We start from the raw sequence: 16,280 nt of genomic DNA on the forward strand, positions 1-16,280 counted from the left end.
GGGCGTACCGCAGCTCCGCTGCTTGACTGAGGGCTAGACTGTCGACAGACTTCGTTCGAGACGCGCCGACCACACACGGCCACAGCGCTGTCGCTCATGGCGCTGATGGATGCGCTGCACGACCGCGCCTGCGCCGTGCCGCGCTGCACCAGGCCTGCCACTGTGAGGAAGGAAACGGATGACTCTTACGGAACCGACCACGTACGAGCGATCGACGGTGAGCTACGAGACGGCTCGGCGACTGCTCGAGGCCGCTGTCGGAGCCGCACGCGAAGCCGGTATGCCGGCGACCATCGTCGTCAGCGATGTCGCCGGTGAGCCGATCGCGATCGCGCGCACTGACGGCGCCGGCCTGCTGACCATGAAGGTGGCGGCCGACAAGGCCTGGACGGCCGCCAATGCCGGTGCTTCCACCGAACAGGTGCACACGTTCGTCACATCGGACCCGGCTGCGCTGGCGTCCATGCCGGCAGTGCCCAGGTTCAGCCTTGTCGGCGGCGGTCTTCCCATCACCGCCGGCGGGCGCGTGATCGGTGCGATCGGCGTGAGCGGCGGCACCAGCGCTCAGGATGTGGCCGTGGCCCGCGCCGCGCTCGACTCCCTCGGGGAGCTGTAGACGTGTTCGGCGTCGACTGGCGAACGTCGCCACGACAGTACGACGTGCGCGTCGAGCGAGGCGTGCGCATCGTGATGGACGACGGCGTCGAGCTCGACGCGCAGGTGTACCGGCCGGACTCCGACGGCCGCTTCCCGGCCCTGCTCGGGGTGCACGCCTACGACGCCGCCATGCAGACCGCGCACTCGCACCCTCGCGCGATGAACCCGGCGAACGCTCAGGCCGAGGCAGGCGACCCCTACTTCTACGCCCGGCGCGGGTACGTCCATGTGATCGTCAACGCGCGCGGGACCGGCGCCTCGGGCGGCCGCTACTCACACTACGGATCGCGCGATGTCGACGACGCGGTCGCCGTCATCGAGTGGATGGCGACCCAACCGTGGTGCACGGGCGCTGTCGGGATGTTCGGCGTGTCCTACTTCGCCGTCGTGGCGAAGCAGGTCGCGGCCCGCGACCCGGAACCGCTCAAGGCCGTGTTCGCGCCGTTCGGCTACACCGATTTCTACCGCGACAAGTTCTACCACGGGGGCATCCTCGCCCGTAACTTCCTCACGTCGTGGAGCAAGCACCTGGCCAACGCCCGCATCGAGGGATGGAGCAAGAACGCGCTCGGCGAACAGGAGTACGCCCGCCGGTTGGAGCAGCTGCGCGCCGACCCGGACATCACAGCCGTGCCCGAGCTCGCGGCCGCGCTCGCCGCGCCGGACGCGAACGCGCACCCGTTGATCATCGACGTGCTGATGAACCCGCAGGACGGCCCCTACTGGCACGAACGCAACCCCGACCTCATGGCCATCCGGGTGCCCATCGTGCTGGGCGCCTGCTGGGCCATGTACGGCTTGCACCTGCCCGGCGAGTTCCGGGCATGGAAGCAGATCGACGCACCCAAGAAGTTGATCGTCGGGCCGCCGATCTACCTCGACCGACCGGTCTACCAGTACGCGGAGCAGTCACTGCGCTGGTTCGACCACTGGCTCAAGGGCAACGACACCGGTTACCTCGACGAGCCACCCGTGCAGCTGTTCCTGCCCGGCCACGACGGCAAGGGCTCTTGGCTCGACGCCCACGAGTGGCCCCTGCCGCACACCACGTGGCACAGCTTCTACCTCCACCGCGACGGGCTGCTGTCCGAACACGAGCACTGGCCATTCGAAGGCGCGTCCGGCTACGAGGACAACACGTACAACGACCGTGGCGCCGTCACCTTCACCACGCCCGCTCTGGTCGAACGCACCGAAGTGGTCGGGCCGGCGACCGCGACGGTGTACGCGGCCACCACCGACGACGAGCTGTTGCTGTTCCTCTCGTTGTGGGTGGTCGACGCCGACGGGAGCCGCCACCTGCTCACCCGGGGTTGGCTCCGCGGAACTCTGCGCGAGGTGGACGAGGCCCGATCCGAACCCTGGCTGCGCGAGCACCCCTACACCAACCCCAAACCCGTGACCCCTGACGCGGTGCACCGCTACGAGATCTCGCTGGCGCCGACCGCCTATGTGTTCACCCCCGGCCAGCGCATCCAGCTCCAGATCAGCTCCGCCGACCTCGAACAACCCGAGAAGGTCCTCGACATGGTCGCTCAGGGCCATCTACTCAGGCGCAGTCCCTCCTGGATCAGCATCCTGCACGACGCCGAACACCCGTCCGAACTGTCGCTTCCCATCACCGATGGCAACCGCATCGGCACCTACATGTCCGCCGGAACCTGACGGAGGAAAGAATATGGTCACACCCTGGCTGTTCGACGTCTTCAACTACCCCTGGTCCCCTGACGCCACGAAATTCGATACCGATGCCACCCAAGATCTTTTCGACTGGCACCTCGAATCGTGGGAGCTGGCCGAGCGTGCCGGATTCGAGGGGGTGTTCTTCAGCGAACACCACTACACCCCCTACGCCTTGAGCCCATCACCCAATCTTCTGGTCGCCGCGATCGCCCAGCGCACTGAGAGACTCAGGCTCGGCGTCATGGCGAACATCGTGCCGATGCACAACCCGCGACGGCTGGCCGAAGAGTTCGCGATGCTGGACTACCTCACCCACGGGCGGCTCGAGATCGGCCTCGGCCGGGGCGTCGATGAACGGGAGTTCGCCCGCGAAGGGATCCCGCTGAAGGAAACGCGACCGCGCTTCCAAGAAGGTCTGCGCCTGATCGAAGAGATGCTCTCGAAGCCGGTCTTCACCCACACCGGCGAGTACGCGAACTTCGAGGAGGAGACGTCGATCTGGCCGCAACCGCGGCAACCCATGTCGACGCGCCCTCCGATCTGGATCACCGCGCTGAGTCCGGAGACCATCGACTGGTGCGCCCAGCAGGGCTACCGCATCTCCACCGCTTTCCAGCCCACCGAGAAACTGCGTGCCGTACACGACAGGTATCGTGCTGCCGCGCACAAGGCGGGGAACGCCGCAGGGCCGGAAAGCGTGATGGTGCTCAGGAATGTCTTCGTCGCGGAAACCGACGAGGAGGCCCGCGCCATCGCCGAGCCCGCGCTCAACCACATGTTCGGGCTCTACAAGGAGTCCGTCGTCTGGAAGGACATCGAAAACACCGTCCCAGAGGGCTACAACACCGAGTTCTACCAGTCGTTCTTCCGTCCCTTCGCCGGATCCGGTCCGGTCGACTGGCAGACCCTGGTCGATCTCGGGATCTTCATCGTCGGGTCACCGAGCACCGTCCGCGACACGCTGCTGAAGCAGGCGCACGAGATCGGGTCCTCGAACCTCCTGATGTGGGGCTCGTTCGGGATCTTGACGAAAGAACAGACGCTCACCTCTTACGAACTGATCGGGCGCGAAGTCATTCCCGCCCTGCGTGAGGAGACCATCGAATGACGACCCTGTGGACACAGTTCAAGGTGGGACCGATCACACTCGAGCACCGGCTGGCGATGTCGCCGATGACCCGTAGCCGCGCGCTCCCGGACGGCACGCCCGCGCCGCTGGCGGTCGAGTACTACGCCCAGCGTGCGTCGCTCGGACTGCTCATCACCGAGGGAACGCAGCCCAGCGCAGACGGCCAGGGCTACCTGACCACGCCCGGCATCCACGCCGACGCGCACGTCGAGGGCTGGCGCGCGGTGACCGATGCGGTCCGCGCGGCAGGCGGGCACCTTTTCATCCAGCTCATGCACGTCGGCCGGATCAGTCATCCCGACAACACGCCCCACGGCCGGCAGCCTGTCGCGCCCTCGGCGATCGCGCCGGGCGTACCGATGTTCACCGCGTCCGGCATGCAGGACATCCCGCAGCCGCGTGCCCTGACCACCGAGGAGATCGCGTCCACGGTGGACGACTTCCGAACAGCGGCGGCGCGGGCCGTCGAGGCCGGCGCCAGCGGCGTCGAGATCCACGGCGCGAACGGTTACATCATCCAGCAGTTCCTGTCCCCCAACGCGAACCGCCGCACGGACGCCTACGGCGGCTCCGTCGCAGGCCGGATCCGGTTCGCGGTGGAGGTCGCCAAGGCGGTCGCCGCCGAGATCGGGCCCGAACGCACGGGCTTCCGCATCTCGCCGGGAGGGACCATCAACGGCATCGACGAGGGGCCGCACACCGCCGAGACCTACCGCGCCCTGATCACCGAACTCGCCCCGCTCGAGCTCGCCTACCTGCACGTGATGCAGGGACAGGACGACGACCTGCTGCGCGAGATCCGCGACCGCTGGCCGACGGCGCTGGTGGTCAACCGGGGCGGCCGCACCCGGCAGCAGCTCACCAGCGACCTGGACAGCGGGCTCGCCGACATCATCACCGTCGGACAGTGGGCGCTGGCGAACCCCGATCTGGTCGAGCGCCTGCGCCGCGACGCGCCACTCAACGAGGCGGACCGGGCGACCTTCTACGGCGGTGGCGCGGAGGGGTACACCGACTACCCGGTGCTCAACGGGAGGTAATCATTGACTTCACAATCGCGGAACGCGCCGAGCACACAGGGGCCCATGACGATGGTCGAACGATCACCAGACTCGCTGGCAGCATCCGAGGACGGGAGCGAGACGGGCCACGCAACAGCCACGCTCGACACGGTTCACGACCTGCTGCGCAACCGAATCCTGAACGGCCAGCTCCCGCCCGGAGCGGTCGTGTCCCAAGCTCACCTGGCCCGCGATCTCGGCGTGTCCCGCTCCCCGATCCGCGAGGCGTGCCGGTTGTTGGAGCGGGAAGGGCTCTTGATCTCGCGGCACAACCACCGCGTCCAGGTTGCCGACTTCTTACTGGACGACCTGGAGGAGCTCTACGCCTCGCGGCTGGTGCTGGAGCCGCTGGCGCTGACCGTGCGAGTCTCGTCGCTGACCACGAGCGAACTGGATGATATGGCCGCGGCGCTCGAGGACATGCGCCACAGCGCCGAGCAGCGCGACTACGACCGATTCACGGTTCCGCACAACCGGTTCCACTCGCTCCTCTACTCAGACACCAGCGGCCGGTTGCTGCGGCAGATCAGTCAGCTGTCTGATCACGCCAGCCGATATCGCCGCGTCTACATGACTCAGACACCAAGCGCTTGGGACGTCGTCATGGCACACGACACCAAAATCTTGCAAGCGCTGTCCCGGGGGGACGCCACTGCCGCCGGCGCGGAACTGGCCCGACACCTGGCCGCCACAGCGCTGTCAATCATGGCGCTGATGGATCCGCTGCACGACCCACGCCTGCTCCGTGCCGCGCTGCGCCAAACCTGCCACTGACCATCCGATGAGTGGCAGCTTCGACAACCCCGCTGGATCGCGCGGCACGCGTCAGCCCGCAGGACGCGTCCTGCGGTGGCTGAACAAGATGATGATGAGCTGGATCCGCCGCCGGGGCGGCACGTTCATGGGCATGAACGCCCTGGTCCTCACGACCATCGGCCGGAAGAGCGGTGTCGAACGCGCGACCCCGGTCGGCTGGTTCCCCGGCGAGGACGGCAGCTGGCTGATCGTGGCGTCAGCGGCCGGCGCGCCGAAGAATCCGGCGTGGTACCACAACATCGCCGCACATCCCGACAAGGTTCGGATAGAGCTGGCAGGCCGCACGGTTGCCGTGATCGCCGAGCAACTCCACGGGCCGGAGCGCGAACGAGCATGGCGGCAGATCACCGCCGCCGCCCCCCGCTTTGCGCAGTACGAGCAGAAGACCGATCGCGAGCTGCCGATCATCCGCCTGGTGCGGCGATCCGGCTGAGAAGGAGCACAAATGGACAGACAAATGGACATTGGTATCGGTCTTCCGTCCACCATTCCCGGCGTCCCGGGCCGACGGGTCCTCGAGTGGGCGCGCGCCGCCGAGAAGGCCGGTTTCTCGAGCCTGGGAACGCTCGACCGCCTCGTCTACGGAAACTTGGAGGCGGTGCCGACCCTGGCGGCCGCCGCCGCGGTGACCGAGCGGATCGGGCTGACGACAGCGGTCCTGATCGCCCCGTACCGGGGCAACGGCGCGCTGCTGGCCAAGCAGCTGGCCACCGTGGACAGCATCGCCGAGGGCCGGCTGCGCGTCGGCATCGCGGTCGGCGGACGCGCGGACGACTTCGAGGCGACGGGCTCGTCCTTCAAGGATCGAGGGCGCACCTTCGACCGACAGCTCGCCGAGATGCGCGCCGTCTGGGCGCAGGAACCCCGCGGCTTCGCCGGCCCGATCGGGCCGGCCCCCGTGCAACCGGGCGGTCCGCCGCTGCTGATCGGCGGCGACGCCGCGGCCACCCAACGCCGCATCGTCGAGTTCGGCGCCGGCTGGATCCTGGGCGCCGGCGGCCCCGACGCGTTCGCCGCCGGAGCGGACCGAGCCAGGCGAGCGTGGCACGAGGGCGGCCGCGAGGGCGAGCCCCGCCTGGTCGCCATCGCCTACGCCAGCCTCGGCGACGAGGCCGAGATCCACGCGCAGCGGTACCTCGGCGACTACTACGCCTTCATCCGCGACTACGTCGGGCAGATCACTGCCGGCGCCCTCACAACGCGACAGAAACTCGCCGATGCGATCGCCGACTTCCAGGACGCGGGCTGCGACGAACTGATCCTCATGCCCTGCAATCCGGACCTCGCGCAGGTATCGCTGATCGCCGAGGCCGCCGGACTCTGACCGACAACGGCCAGGCTCGCCTCGGTGAGGTCGGCACATAGGTTGTCGCTCATCTTCCGATCGGCAACGCGTCTTTGCGGTCTGCATCGGCCCGATGGTTCCGTGGCAGGGCGGGATCGACAGACGAACGTGGGGAGCGGGGCATGCGCGACGCCGTGATCGTTGACGCCGTACGGACGCCGATCGGCAAGCGGAACGGCGCGCTGGCGGGCATGCACCCCGCCGACCTGACCGCCCATGTGCTGAACGCGTTGACCCGGCGCACCGGCCTCGACCCCGCCCTCGTCGACGACGTCGTCTGGGGCTGTGTCAGCCAGGTCGGCGACCAGGCCGGCAGCGTCGGGCGGGTCGGCGTGCTGGCCGCCGGGTGGCCCGAGTCGGTGCCGAGCACCACTGTGGACCGGCGCTGCGGCTCCAGCCAGCAGGCCGTGCACTTCGCCGCGGCGGGGGTCATCGCCGGCCAGTACGACTTCGTGGTCGCCGGCGGGGTCGAGTCGATGTCCCGGGTGCCCATGGGCTCGGCGGGCCGCGACGGCAAGCCGTATCCCGACAGCGTGCTCGAGCGGTACGGCGTCCACGGGTTCAACCAGGGCATCTCCGCCGAGATGATCGCGGAGAAGTGGGGCTTCACCCGCGCGGTGCTGGACGAGTACTCCGCCCGCTCCCACGAGCGCACCGCGGCGGCGATCGACCGCGGGGCATTCGACGGTCAGCTGGCCCCGATCGAGGGCGGCCTGCAGGTCGACGAGGGGCTGCGCCGCGGCTCCAGCGCGGCGACCCTTGCCGGGCTGAAGCCGGCGTTCCGGGAGGACGGGGTGATCACGGCCGGTAACTCGTCACAGATCTCCGACGGCGCCGGCGCCCTGCTCGTCACCTCGAGCGAGACCGCCGCGGCTCACGGCATGCAGCCGATCGCCCGCGTGCACACCGCCGTGCTCGCGGGCGATGACCCCGTCCTGATGCTGACGGCTCCCATCCCGGCCACGGAGAAGGCCCTGAAGAAGTCCGGCCTCCGGCTCGACGACATCGGCGCCTACGAGGTGAACGAGGCCTTCGCGCCAGTGCCGCTGGCCTGGCAGGCCGAGACCGGCGGCGCCGACGAGCGGCTCAACCCGGTCGGGGGCGCCATCGCCGTCGGGCATCCACTCGGCGGGTCCGGCGCGATCCTGATGACCCGCCTGGTGCACCACATGAAGGACAACGGCATCCGGTACGGGCTGCAGACCATGTGCGAGGCCGGCGGCATGGCCAACGCCACCATCCTCGAACTCCTCTGACGGAAAGGGAGCGCGTGCGACTCGAAGGGCTGAACACCGCTGTCACCGGCGGCGCCTCGGGGCTGGGCCTGGCGTCGGCCCGCCGGCTGGTCAAGGAGGGCGGCTTCGTCACCCTGGTCGACCTGCCCACCTCCGACGGGGAGCGGGCCGCCGAGGAGCTCGGCGAGAACGCGCAGTTCGTCGCCGCCGACGTCACCGACGCCGACTCCTTCGCCGCGGCGCTGGACGCCGCGGATGCCAAAGGCGGTCTCCGCGGTCTCGTGCACTGCGCCGGCGCCGGCCGGCGGATGCGCATTCTCGAGAAGGACGGCACGCCGGGTTCCCTCGAGGACTTCGAGTTCGTCATCACGCTCAACCTGACCGGCAGCTTCAACGCGCTGCGCCTCGGCGCCGAGCGGATGGCCCGGCAGGACCCGGTCGACGGCGAGCGCGGCGCGATCGTCCTGACCTCCTCCGTCGCGGCGTACGAGGGCCAGATCGGCCAGATCAACTACTCGGCGTCGAAGGCCGGCATCGTCGGGATGACGGTCGTGGCCGCGCGCGACCTCGCGTCCCGGAACATCCGCGTCTGCACGATCGCCCCCGGGATCATGGACACCCCGCTGCTCGCGCGCCTGCGCGACGACGTGCGCGCCGGGCTCGCCGCCAGCGTCCCGCACCCGCCCCGGCTCGGCCGCGACGACGAGTTCGGCCTGCTCGCCGTCCAGATCCTGGAGAACGGCTACCTGAACGGCGAGACCATCCGGCTCGACGGCGGCATTCGGATGGCCCCGCGCTGACGTCGGAGCCCTGCGCGGAGCGCTGAGATCAGCGCCACCGTGCAGACGCCGAGGTCACCGTGCATGCGGCTGACCATGTGCACGGTGGCGCCGCGACGTGCACGGTGATTCCTGCACCGTCATAGGAACGGCCTAACTCGCCCTTCCGCGTTGCGTCTTTGTGCCTGTGTGAGCTGACGCACACGATGAGAGGCAGCCAGGTGGGCAGCGACGCACACCAGAAGGAGAGCCACGTGTCAGCACCTCCAGTCGTCAGCGCGGAACCAATTTCGTCGGCAGGCGAGTCCCGGGGCAAGGCGTGGGGCTTCACCGGCTTGTTGATGTTCCTCTACATCGTGAACTGGGCCGACAAGGCCGTCCTCGGTCTGGTCGCCCAGCCCCTCGCCGAGGAGCTCGGCCTCAGCGCCTCGCAGATCGGCCTGATCGGCAGCGCGTTCTTCGTCGCCTTCACCGTCGGCAATCTGGCCGCCGGCCTGCTGAACCGGTGGATGGCGCTGAAGTGGTCGCTGGGGCTCCTCGCCGTCGGCTGGTCGTTCGCGATGCTGCCGGTCCCGTTCGCCGCGGGCTTCACCGTGCTGCTGCTGAGCCGGATGCTGCTCGGGTTCCTCGAGGGTCCCTCCAGCCCGATCGTGCACACGGCGCTCTACTCGTGGCACCCGCGCGAGAAGCGGGGCTTGCCCTCGGCGTGCATCACCGCGTCGGCGTCGCTCGCGAAGATCGCAGTTGCCCCGGCCCTCGCGCTGGTGGTCGCGGCCTTCGGGTGGCGGGCCGCGTTCTTCGTACTCGCCGCCGCCGGTCTCGTCTGGCTGCTGGTCTGGCTGCCTTCCTGGACCCCAGGCCCCTACGGCGAGGACAAGGCCTCGCGGCCGGCCGGCACCTCGGAGGAGCCGTCGGTCCCCTGGGCCAAGGTCCTGCTGTCGCCCACGTTCCTCGGGAGCGCGCTCGCGGCGATGGTGATGTACGCGCTGGTCACCGTGGTGCTGACCTGGCTGCCGTCGTACTTCGAGCTGGGCCTGGGCTACAGCCGCGTGCAGGCCGGAGCCATGTTCGGCTTCCCGAGCATCGCGTCCCTGGTGGCCATGTTCGCGCTCAGCCTGATCAGTGATCGGCTGATCGCCCGCGGCGCCACGTCACGGACGCTGCGGGGCATCGTCCCATCGGTGGGTCTGCTGGCCTGCGGCCTCTCGATGGCGCTGCTCCCACTCATCGGTACGCCGGCGCTCGCGGTGGCCGTGGTGTCGATCGGCTACTCCTTCGGCAGCTCCATCTTCCCGCTGTTCAACGCCGCGCTGTCGGAGATCGTGCCGCCGCGCCAGCTCGCCGGCATGCTCGGCGTGTACATGGCCGTGATGGCGCTCGGCGGCATCTACGGTCCGTACCTCACCGGGTTGATCGTCGACAACGCGGCCAGTCCCGCCGCCGGCTACACCCAGGCCTTCCAGATCCTCGGGGTCATGGCGATAGTGGGCGGGGTGGCCGCCCTCCTGTGGGTCAACCCGGAGCGCGACAAGGTGCGGCTGCGTGGCGTCCACGTCGCGACGAAGGGGTAGTCGATGTTGGACGTGCACGGCGAGGGGATGACCGTCAGCGCTCAGGTGGCCCGCCACGCGCGCGGCAGACCGGCCGCCATCGCGCTGAAGTACGGGGAGCTGCGCCTCAGCTACGCGCAGCTGCACGAGCAGGCCGGCCGCTTCGCGAACGTGCTGGCCGGCTGCGGCGTCCGGGCCGGGGACCGGGTCGCGGTGCTGGCGTTCAACGGCCCGGAGTACGTCTCGGCGTACGTCGCGTGCGCCCGGATCGGGGCGGTCTGCGTCCCGATCAACTTCCGGCTCGCCGTCCCCGAGGTGGCCTACCAGCTCCGGCACTCGGGCGCCTCCGTCCTGGTCACGGACCAGGCCATGCTCGCGACCGCCACGGAGGCCGGTCACGGTCTCGACATGTCTGTGCTGGTGATCGGCGGTGAGGTCCGCAGCCTTGCCGCCGACATGGCGGCGGCACCCGCGACGTACGCCGAGCACCGGATCGACGAGGACGGGCCTGCGGTGATCATGTACACCTCCGGCACGACCGGCAGCCCCAAAGGCGCCGTCCTGTCGCACCGGAACCTGCACACCGGTGTCGTCGCCAAGGCGCTGCACACCGGTATCCCCGTCCATTGCCGGACCTGGCTGGTGGGCACCCCGTTGTTCCACATCGCCGGCCTGATGAGCTGCCTGAACGCGCTCTACCTCGGGGGCACGATCGTGCTCCAGGCGAGCGGGCGATTCGACGCCACGCAGACGATCGAGGTGCTGGAGCGGGAGCGGATCAACGCGGCCTTCTTCGTGCCCTCGCAATGGCGGGAGATCGTGCGCAGTCCCGCCCTCGAAGGCCGCGACTTCTCGGCATTTCTCGTGGCTACGTGGGGTGGCGAGGCAGCGAGCCCACAGCTGGTACGCGAGATCATCCAGGCCTTCCCCACGGTAGCGGTGTCGTCGGTGTTCGGACAGACGGAGACCAGTGCTACGGCGACCGTGCTGCTCGGCGAGGACGCCGTACACAAGCCCGGGTCGGTCGGCACGCCGATGATCCACGTCGAATGCCGCCTGGTCGACGACGACATGAACGACGTCGCACCGGGCGAGGTGGGCGAGATGGTCTACCGCGGCCCGACCGTGATGCTCGGCTACTGGAACGACCAGGAACGGACCGCGGACGCCTTCCGCGGCGGGTGGTTCCACTCCGGCGACCTGCTGCGGGCCGACGAGGACGGATACCTCTACGTGGTCGACCGCAAGAAGGACATGATCATTTCGGGTGGAGAGAACGTCTACTGCGCCGAAGTGGAGAGCGTCGTCGCCGGCCACCCCAAGGTGGGCAGCGTCGCGGTCATCGGCGTCCCGCACGAGAAGTGGGGCGAGGTTCCGCTCGCAGTCATCGTGCCCCGCGGCGACGCCGCGCCGGACGCCGCGGAGATCGAGGCCTTCGCTCGGCAGCGGCTCGCCACGTACAAGGTGCCGCGCCGGATCGCCGTGGTCGACCAGCTGCCACTCAACGCCAGCGGCAAGGTCCGCAAGGACGTCCTGCGTCGAACCTTCGCCTCCCGGCCGCAATCGGTAGCTGTCTGACCTGCGAAGGAGAACCTGTGCAGCGCACCATCTTCGACGACGACCACCACGCCTTCCGCCAGACCATCCGGCAGTTCTTCGAGAAGGAGGTCGTGCCGGAGTACGCCGCATGGGAGCAGCAGGGGCACCCGCCCAAGGACTTCTACCGGCGCATGGGCGAGCTCGGTTTCCTGGGCCTGCAGGTGCCCGAGCAGTACGGCGGCGCAGGCGTCGAGAGCTTCACGTTCAACGCGATCATCAACGAGGAGTCGGTGCGCGCCGGGCTCACCCTCGGCCCGCTGCGCGTGCACCTCGACCTGGTGCTGCCCTACCTGGTGGGCTACGCGAACGGGGAACAGAAGAGCCGCTGGCTCCCGGCCTTCGTCGCGGGCGAGATGATGACGGCCATCGCGATGACCGAACCCGGCACGGGCTCGGACCTGGCCGGAATCCGGACGTCGGCCAGGCTGGACGGCGACCACTACATCCTCAACGGTGCGAAGACCTTCATCACCGGAGGCGTCAACGCCGACCGCGTGCTGGTCGTCTGCCGCACCTCACCTCCGGGCACGGAGAACCGCCGCTCCGGCCTGACCATACTCGCCGTGGACAGCGCGTCTCCGGGGTTCGAGGTGGGGCGGATGCTCGACAAGATGGGGCTCAAGGCGCAGGACACCTGCGAGCTCTCCTTCACCGACGTGCGCGTCCCCGTCGAGGACCGGCTGGGCGAGGAAGGCCGCGCGTTCGAGTACCTCACCCACAACCTGGCCCAGGAGCGCCTCACGATCGCTGTCACGGCGGTGGCGGCGGCCCACACCGCGATCGACCTGGCCAAGGCCTACACCCAGGAACGCGCGGTCTTCGGCAAGCCGGTTGCCGCCTTCCAGAACACCAAGTTCGTGCTCGCGGAATGCGCCGCGGACGCAGCCGCGGGCCAGGCCTACCTCGACCACGCGCTCGAGCTGCACGACCGCCGCGAGCTCACCCCGGCCGATGCCGCCGCCCTGAAGCTGTGGACCACGGAGATGCAGGCCCGGGTCGTGGACAAGTGCCTCCAGCTGCACGGCGGCTACGGGTACATGAACGAGTACCTGATCGCGAAGCTGTACGCCGACGCGCGCGTCACCCGCATCTACGGCGGCACCAGCGAGGTCATGAAATCCATCGTGGCCAAGTCGATGGGGCTCTGACGTGCCGGAAACGGGATATCTCGCGCTCACGGCCAGCACGCGTGCTCTCATCGACGCACAACTGCGCACCCGAATCGACAGCGGCGAGGCCCTGGAGATCGCGCGTGAGATCGACATCCTCGTCAAGAGGCTCCTGGAGAGCTCCAGCACCGAACCTCTTGGTGTGGCGTTTCCGCATCCTGGCCGTCCGCTGCGCAACGATCACGGCAACGCGGTGGTCGGCGTCCGCAACGCGATCGCGCCGCCTGTCGCCACAGTATGGGAACGCGAGCGCTGCTGGGCGGAGTTCACGCTCGGAGCGAGTTACGAGGGTCCGCCGGGATACGTCCACGGCGGCGTCTGCGCCCTCATCCTCGACCAGGTCCTAGGTGAAGGAGCGGCGGCCGCGGGATATCCGGGAATGACCGCCGGACTCACCATTCGCTTCCACCGTCCGACACCGCTGGGGCGGCTACGGGCCGAGGCGGAGCTGCACGAGCGCGACGGCAGAAAAGCCCACGTCAACGGGCACATTCTTGACCCGGACGGTCGAGTGACCGTCAGCGCCCATGGCGTCTACGTGATGCCGCGGCACCTGCAGGAATCCGACCGAGCGAGGCACGCTCATGGCTGAGACGGCGAACGGTCGGCCCGAGGTCGTGGTCACGGCCGAGCAGGGCGTCATGATCGTCACGATCAACCGCCCGCACGCGAAGAACGCGGTCACGCTCGCCGTGGCCGAGGGAGTCGCGGCCGCGCTCGACGAGCTCGACGCCCGGGACGATCTCGCGGTGGGAATCATCACCGGCGCCGGTGGGACGTTCTGCGCGGGCATGGACCTCAAGGCGTTCCTGCGCGGCGAGCGGCCGACCCTTCCGGGCCGCGGCTTCGCGGGGATCACCGAGGCACCGCCGGCCACGCCGCTGATCGCCGCCGTCGAGGGGTACGCGCTGGCCGGCGGCTGCGAGATCGTGCTGGCCTGCGACATGGTGACCGCCGGGCGCGACGCCCGGTTCGGCATCCCCGAGGCCAAGCGGGGCCTGGTCGCCGCCGCCGGTGGCCTGCTGCGGCTGCCGGAGCGCATTCCGCGGGCGGTGGCGATGGAGCTCGCGCTGACCGGCGGCTTCCTCGACGCCCCGCGCGCCTACGACCTCGGGCTGGTCAACCGGCTGACCGACAACGGCTCGGCCCTCGACGAGGCCCTGGAGTTGGCCCACGCGATCGCGGCGAACGGTCCGCTCGCCACCCGCGCGAGCAAGCGCGTGATCGTCGAGTCCCGGGGTTGGCCGGTCGAGGAGCGCTTCGCCCGCCAGCGCGAGATCATCGAGCCGGTCATGGCCTCGGAAGACGCCCGCGAGGGCGCCCGCGCGTTCGCGGAGAAGCGCAGGCCGAACTGGCAGGGACGATGAGCGAGCCCGGGGGATGGAAGCCGGCGGAGCTTGCGGAGCCGGCGGGGCGGGTAAGTACAGCGAGCGAATCAATGTCACAGCGCCCTTCGCGAAGCGTCGGCCGAGCGCAGCGAGGCCGTGCGGTTCGCGGGTACTGGCCCGACGGGGTTCCCCGCACGCTCGACTACCCCGCGGTGAGCCTCACCGAGCTCCTGGTGTCGACCTGCCGCTACCACGGCGGGCGGGTGGCGATCGAGGACGGCGAGGAGCGGCTCAGCTACACCCGCCTGCTGGAGGAGGCCTCCGCCGTCGCCAACGCGCTCCGCGCCGACGGGGTCGAGGAAGGCGACGTCGTCCTCCTGCACCTACCGAACAGCGCGTGGTGGATCGTGAGCTACGTCGGCGTCCTCCTCGCCGGGGCGACGGTGTCTCCGGCGAGCCCGCTGCAGCCGGCCGCTGGCCTGCGCTCGCAGCTGGTCGAGGTGGGCGCGGTCGCCGCGATCTCGCATCCGGATCACGCGGCGTCGCTTCTCACGGCACGGGAGGGCACCGGCCTGCGACGGGTCGTGGTCGTCCCCGGCTCGGACGCCGCGCCCGCGACCGTACCCGTGCCCGCGGGCGTCCTGGCGATGCGCGACTGGACGTCCGACCGCTCGACCGAGCCGCCCGCCGTTGCGGTCACGCCTGAATCGGTCGCGCACCTCGCGTTCACCGGAGGCACGACCGGCGTCTCCAAAGCCGTCCGGGTGCTGCACCGCAACATCGTGGCCAACATCGCCCAGAGCTTCGCGTGGCGTACCGGCCGCATGCTCGGCGTGCGCGACGGCGCCATCGCCCTGACCGCGGCGGTTCGCGACGACGCGGCGATCGTCGTGGGCCGGACGGTCGGGCTCACCGTCGCCCCGCTCTACCACGCACAGGCGCTGTACAACATGGCGCTCATGCTCAGTGCCGGCGGCACCACGATCCTGCTCGGCCGGTTCACGCCGGACCGGATGCTCGAGCGCATCGAGCAGCGCCGGGTGACCTACACGAACGGCAGCCCGAGCATGTGGCACGCCCTGCTGGCCTGCCCGCAGGCGCAGACCAGGGACCTGAGCTCGCTGCGCGTGGTCTCCTCGGGTGCCGCACCCATCGACGGCGAGACGATGCGGGGCCTACAGAAGATCTTCCCGTCGGCGATGTTGAACGAGGGCTACGGCCTCACGGAGGCGGTCGCCCTCGTCACCTCCACCCCCGGCTACTACGACGTGCGGCGCAAGCTCGGCAGCGTCGGGCAGCCGGTCCCCGACACCGAGATCGAGATCCGCGACGACGCGGGTCGAGTGCTCGGCCCCGGCGAGAGGGGCGAGCTCTGGGTCCGCGGACCGCAGGTCACCGGCGGCTACCACGGCCACGACGACCTGACGGCCGAGCAGTTCGTGGACGGCTGGCTGCGGACGGGCGACATCGCCTACGTCGACGAGGATGGCTTCCTGTTCATCTGCGACCGGGCCAAGGACGTGCTGCTCTACAAGGGCTACAACGTGTACCCGCGCGAGCTCGAGGAGCTCCTCGTGCAGCACCCGGACATCGACGTCGCAGCCGTCGTGGGCCGGGACGACGTCGCCGTGGGCCAGGTGCCGGTCGCGTTCGTGGTGCCGCGGGACGGCGCACACTTCGACGTCGACGAGGTGCTGCGGTTCGTCGCGACGCGGGTGGCGCCGTACCAGAAGATCCGCGAGGTCCACGTCGTGGATAAGGTGCCCACCAGCGCGGCCGGCAAGGTCCTTAAGAAAATCCTCCGGGCCTCCCTACCGGGAAGGCCGCGAGCGGACGATCATCTGAGATGACCCGCATGTTCCGGCCTTTGCCAGCAGTGGCAAGACGACTGTTCGGAGTCGGGTGTCTGTGGTGTCCGGCACCGAATGG

At 69.6% G+C, this 16,280-nt stretch carries 15 protein-coding genes; all 15 read left to right on the forward strand.

Annotated features, from left to right (window positions below; translation table 11 throughout):
* Positions 1-217: 217 nt before the first annotated feature.
* The 15 genes from K1T35_RS36030 to K1T35_RS36100 all read left to right on the forward strand — a co-directional run bounded on the left by K1T35_RS36030 (position 218) and on the right by K1T35_RS36100 (position 16,201).
* Positions 218-616, forward strand: a complete 399-nt coding sequence (locus tag K1T35_RS36030) for a heme-binding protein (protein WP_220256197.1) — start codon at positions 218-220, stop codon at positions 614-616.
* A gap of 2 nt (positions 617-618) precedes the next feature.
* Positions 619-2,322 (forward strand): CocE/NonD family hydrolase, encoded by a 1,704-nt coding sequence (locus tag K1T35_RS36035; RefSeq protein ID WP_220256198.1) that lies wholly within the window; start codon positions 619-621, stop codon positions 2,320-2,322.
* Between the two features lie 13 nt (positions 2,323-2,335).
* A complete protein-coding gene (locus K1T35_RS36040; protein WP_220256199.1) occupies positions 2,336-3,448 on the forward strand; it encodes an LLM class flavin-dependent oxidoreductase in 1,113 nt (370 codons plus the stop codon).
* Entirely contained in the window at positions 3,445-4,509 is a 1,065-nt protein-coding gene (locus K1T35_RS36045) for an alkene reductase (protein WP_220256200.1), read from the forward strand. The genes K1T35_RS36040 and K1T35_RS36045 overlap by 4 nt, the downstream gene beginning before the upstream one ends.
* Before the next feature lie 45 nt (positions 4,510-4,554).
* Positions 4,555-5,304 carry a GntR family transcriptional regulator gene (locus K1T35_RS36050; protein WP_220256201.1) on the forward strand — a complete coding sequence of 250 codons (750 nt, stop codon included), beginning with the start codon at positions 4,555-4,557 and terminating at the stop codon, positions 5,302-5,304.
* A gap of 7 nt (positions 5,305-5,311) precedes the next feature.
* Positions 5,312-5,779 carry a nitroreductase/quinone reductase family protein gene (locus tag K1T35_RS36055; RefSeq protein ID WP_255621099.1) on the forward strand — a complete coding sequence of 156 codons (468 nt, stop codon included), beginning with the start codon at positions 5,312-5,314 and terminating at the stop codon, positions 5,777-5,779.
* A gap of 12 nt (positions 5,780-5,791) precedes the next feature.
* On the forward strand, positions 5,792-6,670 hold the full coding sequence (locus tag K1T35_RS36060) for an LLM class flavin-dependent oxidoreductase (protein WP_255621100.1): 879 nt from the start codon (positions 5,792-5,794) through the stop codon (positions 6,668-6,670).
* Between the two features lie 143 nt (positions 6,671-6,813).
* Positions 6,814-7,947 carry an acetyl-CoA C-acyltransferase gene (locus K1T35_RS36065; RefSeq protein WP_220256202.1) on the forward strand — a complete coding sequence of 378 codons (1,134 nt, stop codon included), beginning with the start codon at positions 6,814-6,816 and terminating at the stop codon, positions 7,945-7,947.
* A gap of 14 nt (positions 7,948-7,961) precedes the next feature.
* Positions 7,962-8,726 (forward strand): SDR family NAD(P)-dependent oxidoreductase, encoded by a 765-nt coding sequence (locus K1T35_RS36070; protein WP_220256203.1) that lies wholly within the window; start codon positions 7,962-7,964, stop codon positions 8,724-8,726.
* A 233-nt stretch (positions 8,727-8,959) separates the two neighbouring features.
* Positions 8,960-10,276 (forward strand): MFS transporter, encoded by a 1,317-nt coding sequence (locus K1T35_RS36075; protein ID WP_255621101.1) that lies wholly within the window; start codon positions 8,960-8,962, stop codon positions 10,274-10,276.
* Between the two features lie 3 nt (positions 10,277-10,279).
* Complete coding sequence (locus K1T35_RS36080; RefSeq protein WP_255621102.1) at positions 10,280-11,833, forward strand: long-chain fatty acid--CoA ligase; 1,554 nt, start codon at positions 10,280-10,282, stop codon at positions 11,831-11,833.
* A 17-nt stretch (positions 11,834-11,850) separates the two neighbouring features.
* The gene (locus K1T35_RS36085) at positions 11,851-13,002 is read left to right on the forward strand and encodes an acyl-CoA dehydrogenase family protein (RefSeq protein ID WP_220256204.1); all 1,152 of its coding nucleotides are present in this window, start codon (positions 11,851-11,853) and stop codon (positions 13,000-13,002) included.
* Between the two features lies 1 nt (position 13,003).
* A complete protein-coding gene (locus K1T35_RS36090) occupies positions 13,004-13,615 on the forward strand; it encodes a PaaI family thioesterase (protein WP_220256205.1) in 612 nt (203 codons plus the stop codon).
* Positions 13,608-14,390 carry a crotonase/enoyl-CoA hydratase family protein gene (locus K1T35_RS36095; protein ID WP_220256206.1) on the forward strand — a complete coding sequence of 261 codons (783 nt, stop codon included), beginning with the start codon at positions 13,608-13,610 and terminating at the stop codon, positions 14,388-14,390. Before K1T35_RS36090 ends, K1T35_RS36095 begins: the two co-directional genes overlap by 8 nt.
* Positions 14,391-14,563: 173 nt before the next feature.
* Positions 14,564-16,201 carry a class I adenylate-forming enzyme family protein gene (locus K1T35_RS36100; protein ID WP_220256207.1) on the forward strand — a complete coding sequence of 546 codons (1,638 nt, stop codon included), beginning with the start codon at positions 14,564-14,566 and terminating at the stop codon, positions 16,199-16,201.
* Positions 16,202-16,280: the final 79 nt, after the last annotated feature.

This window comes from Pseudonocardia sp. DSM 110487, from assembly GCF_019468565.1.
Classification (GTDB): Bacteria; Actinomycetota; Actinomycetes; order Mycobacteriales; family Pseudonocardiaceae; genus Pseudonocardia.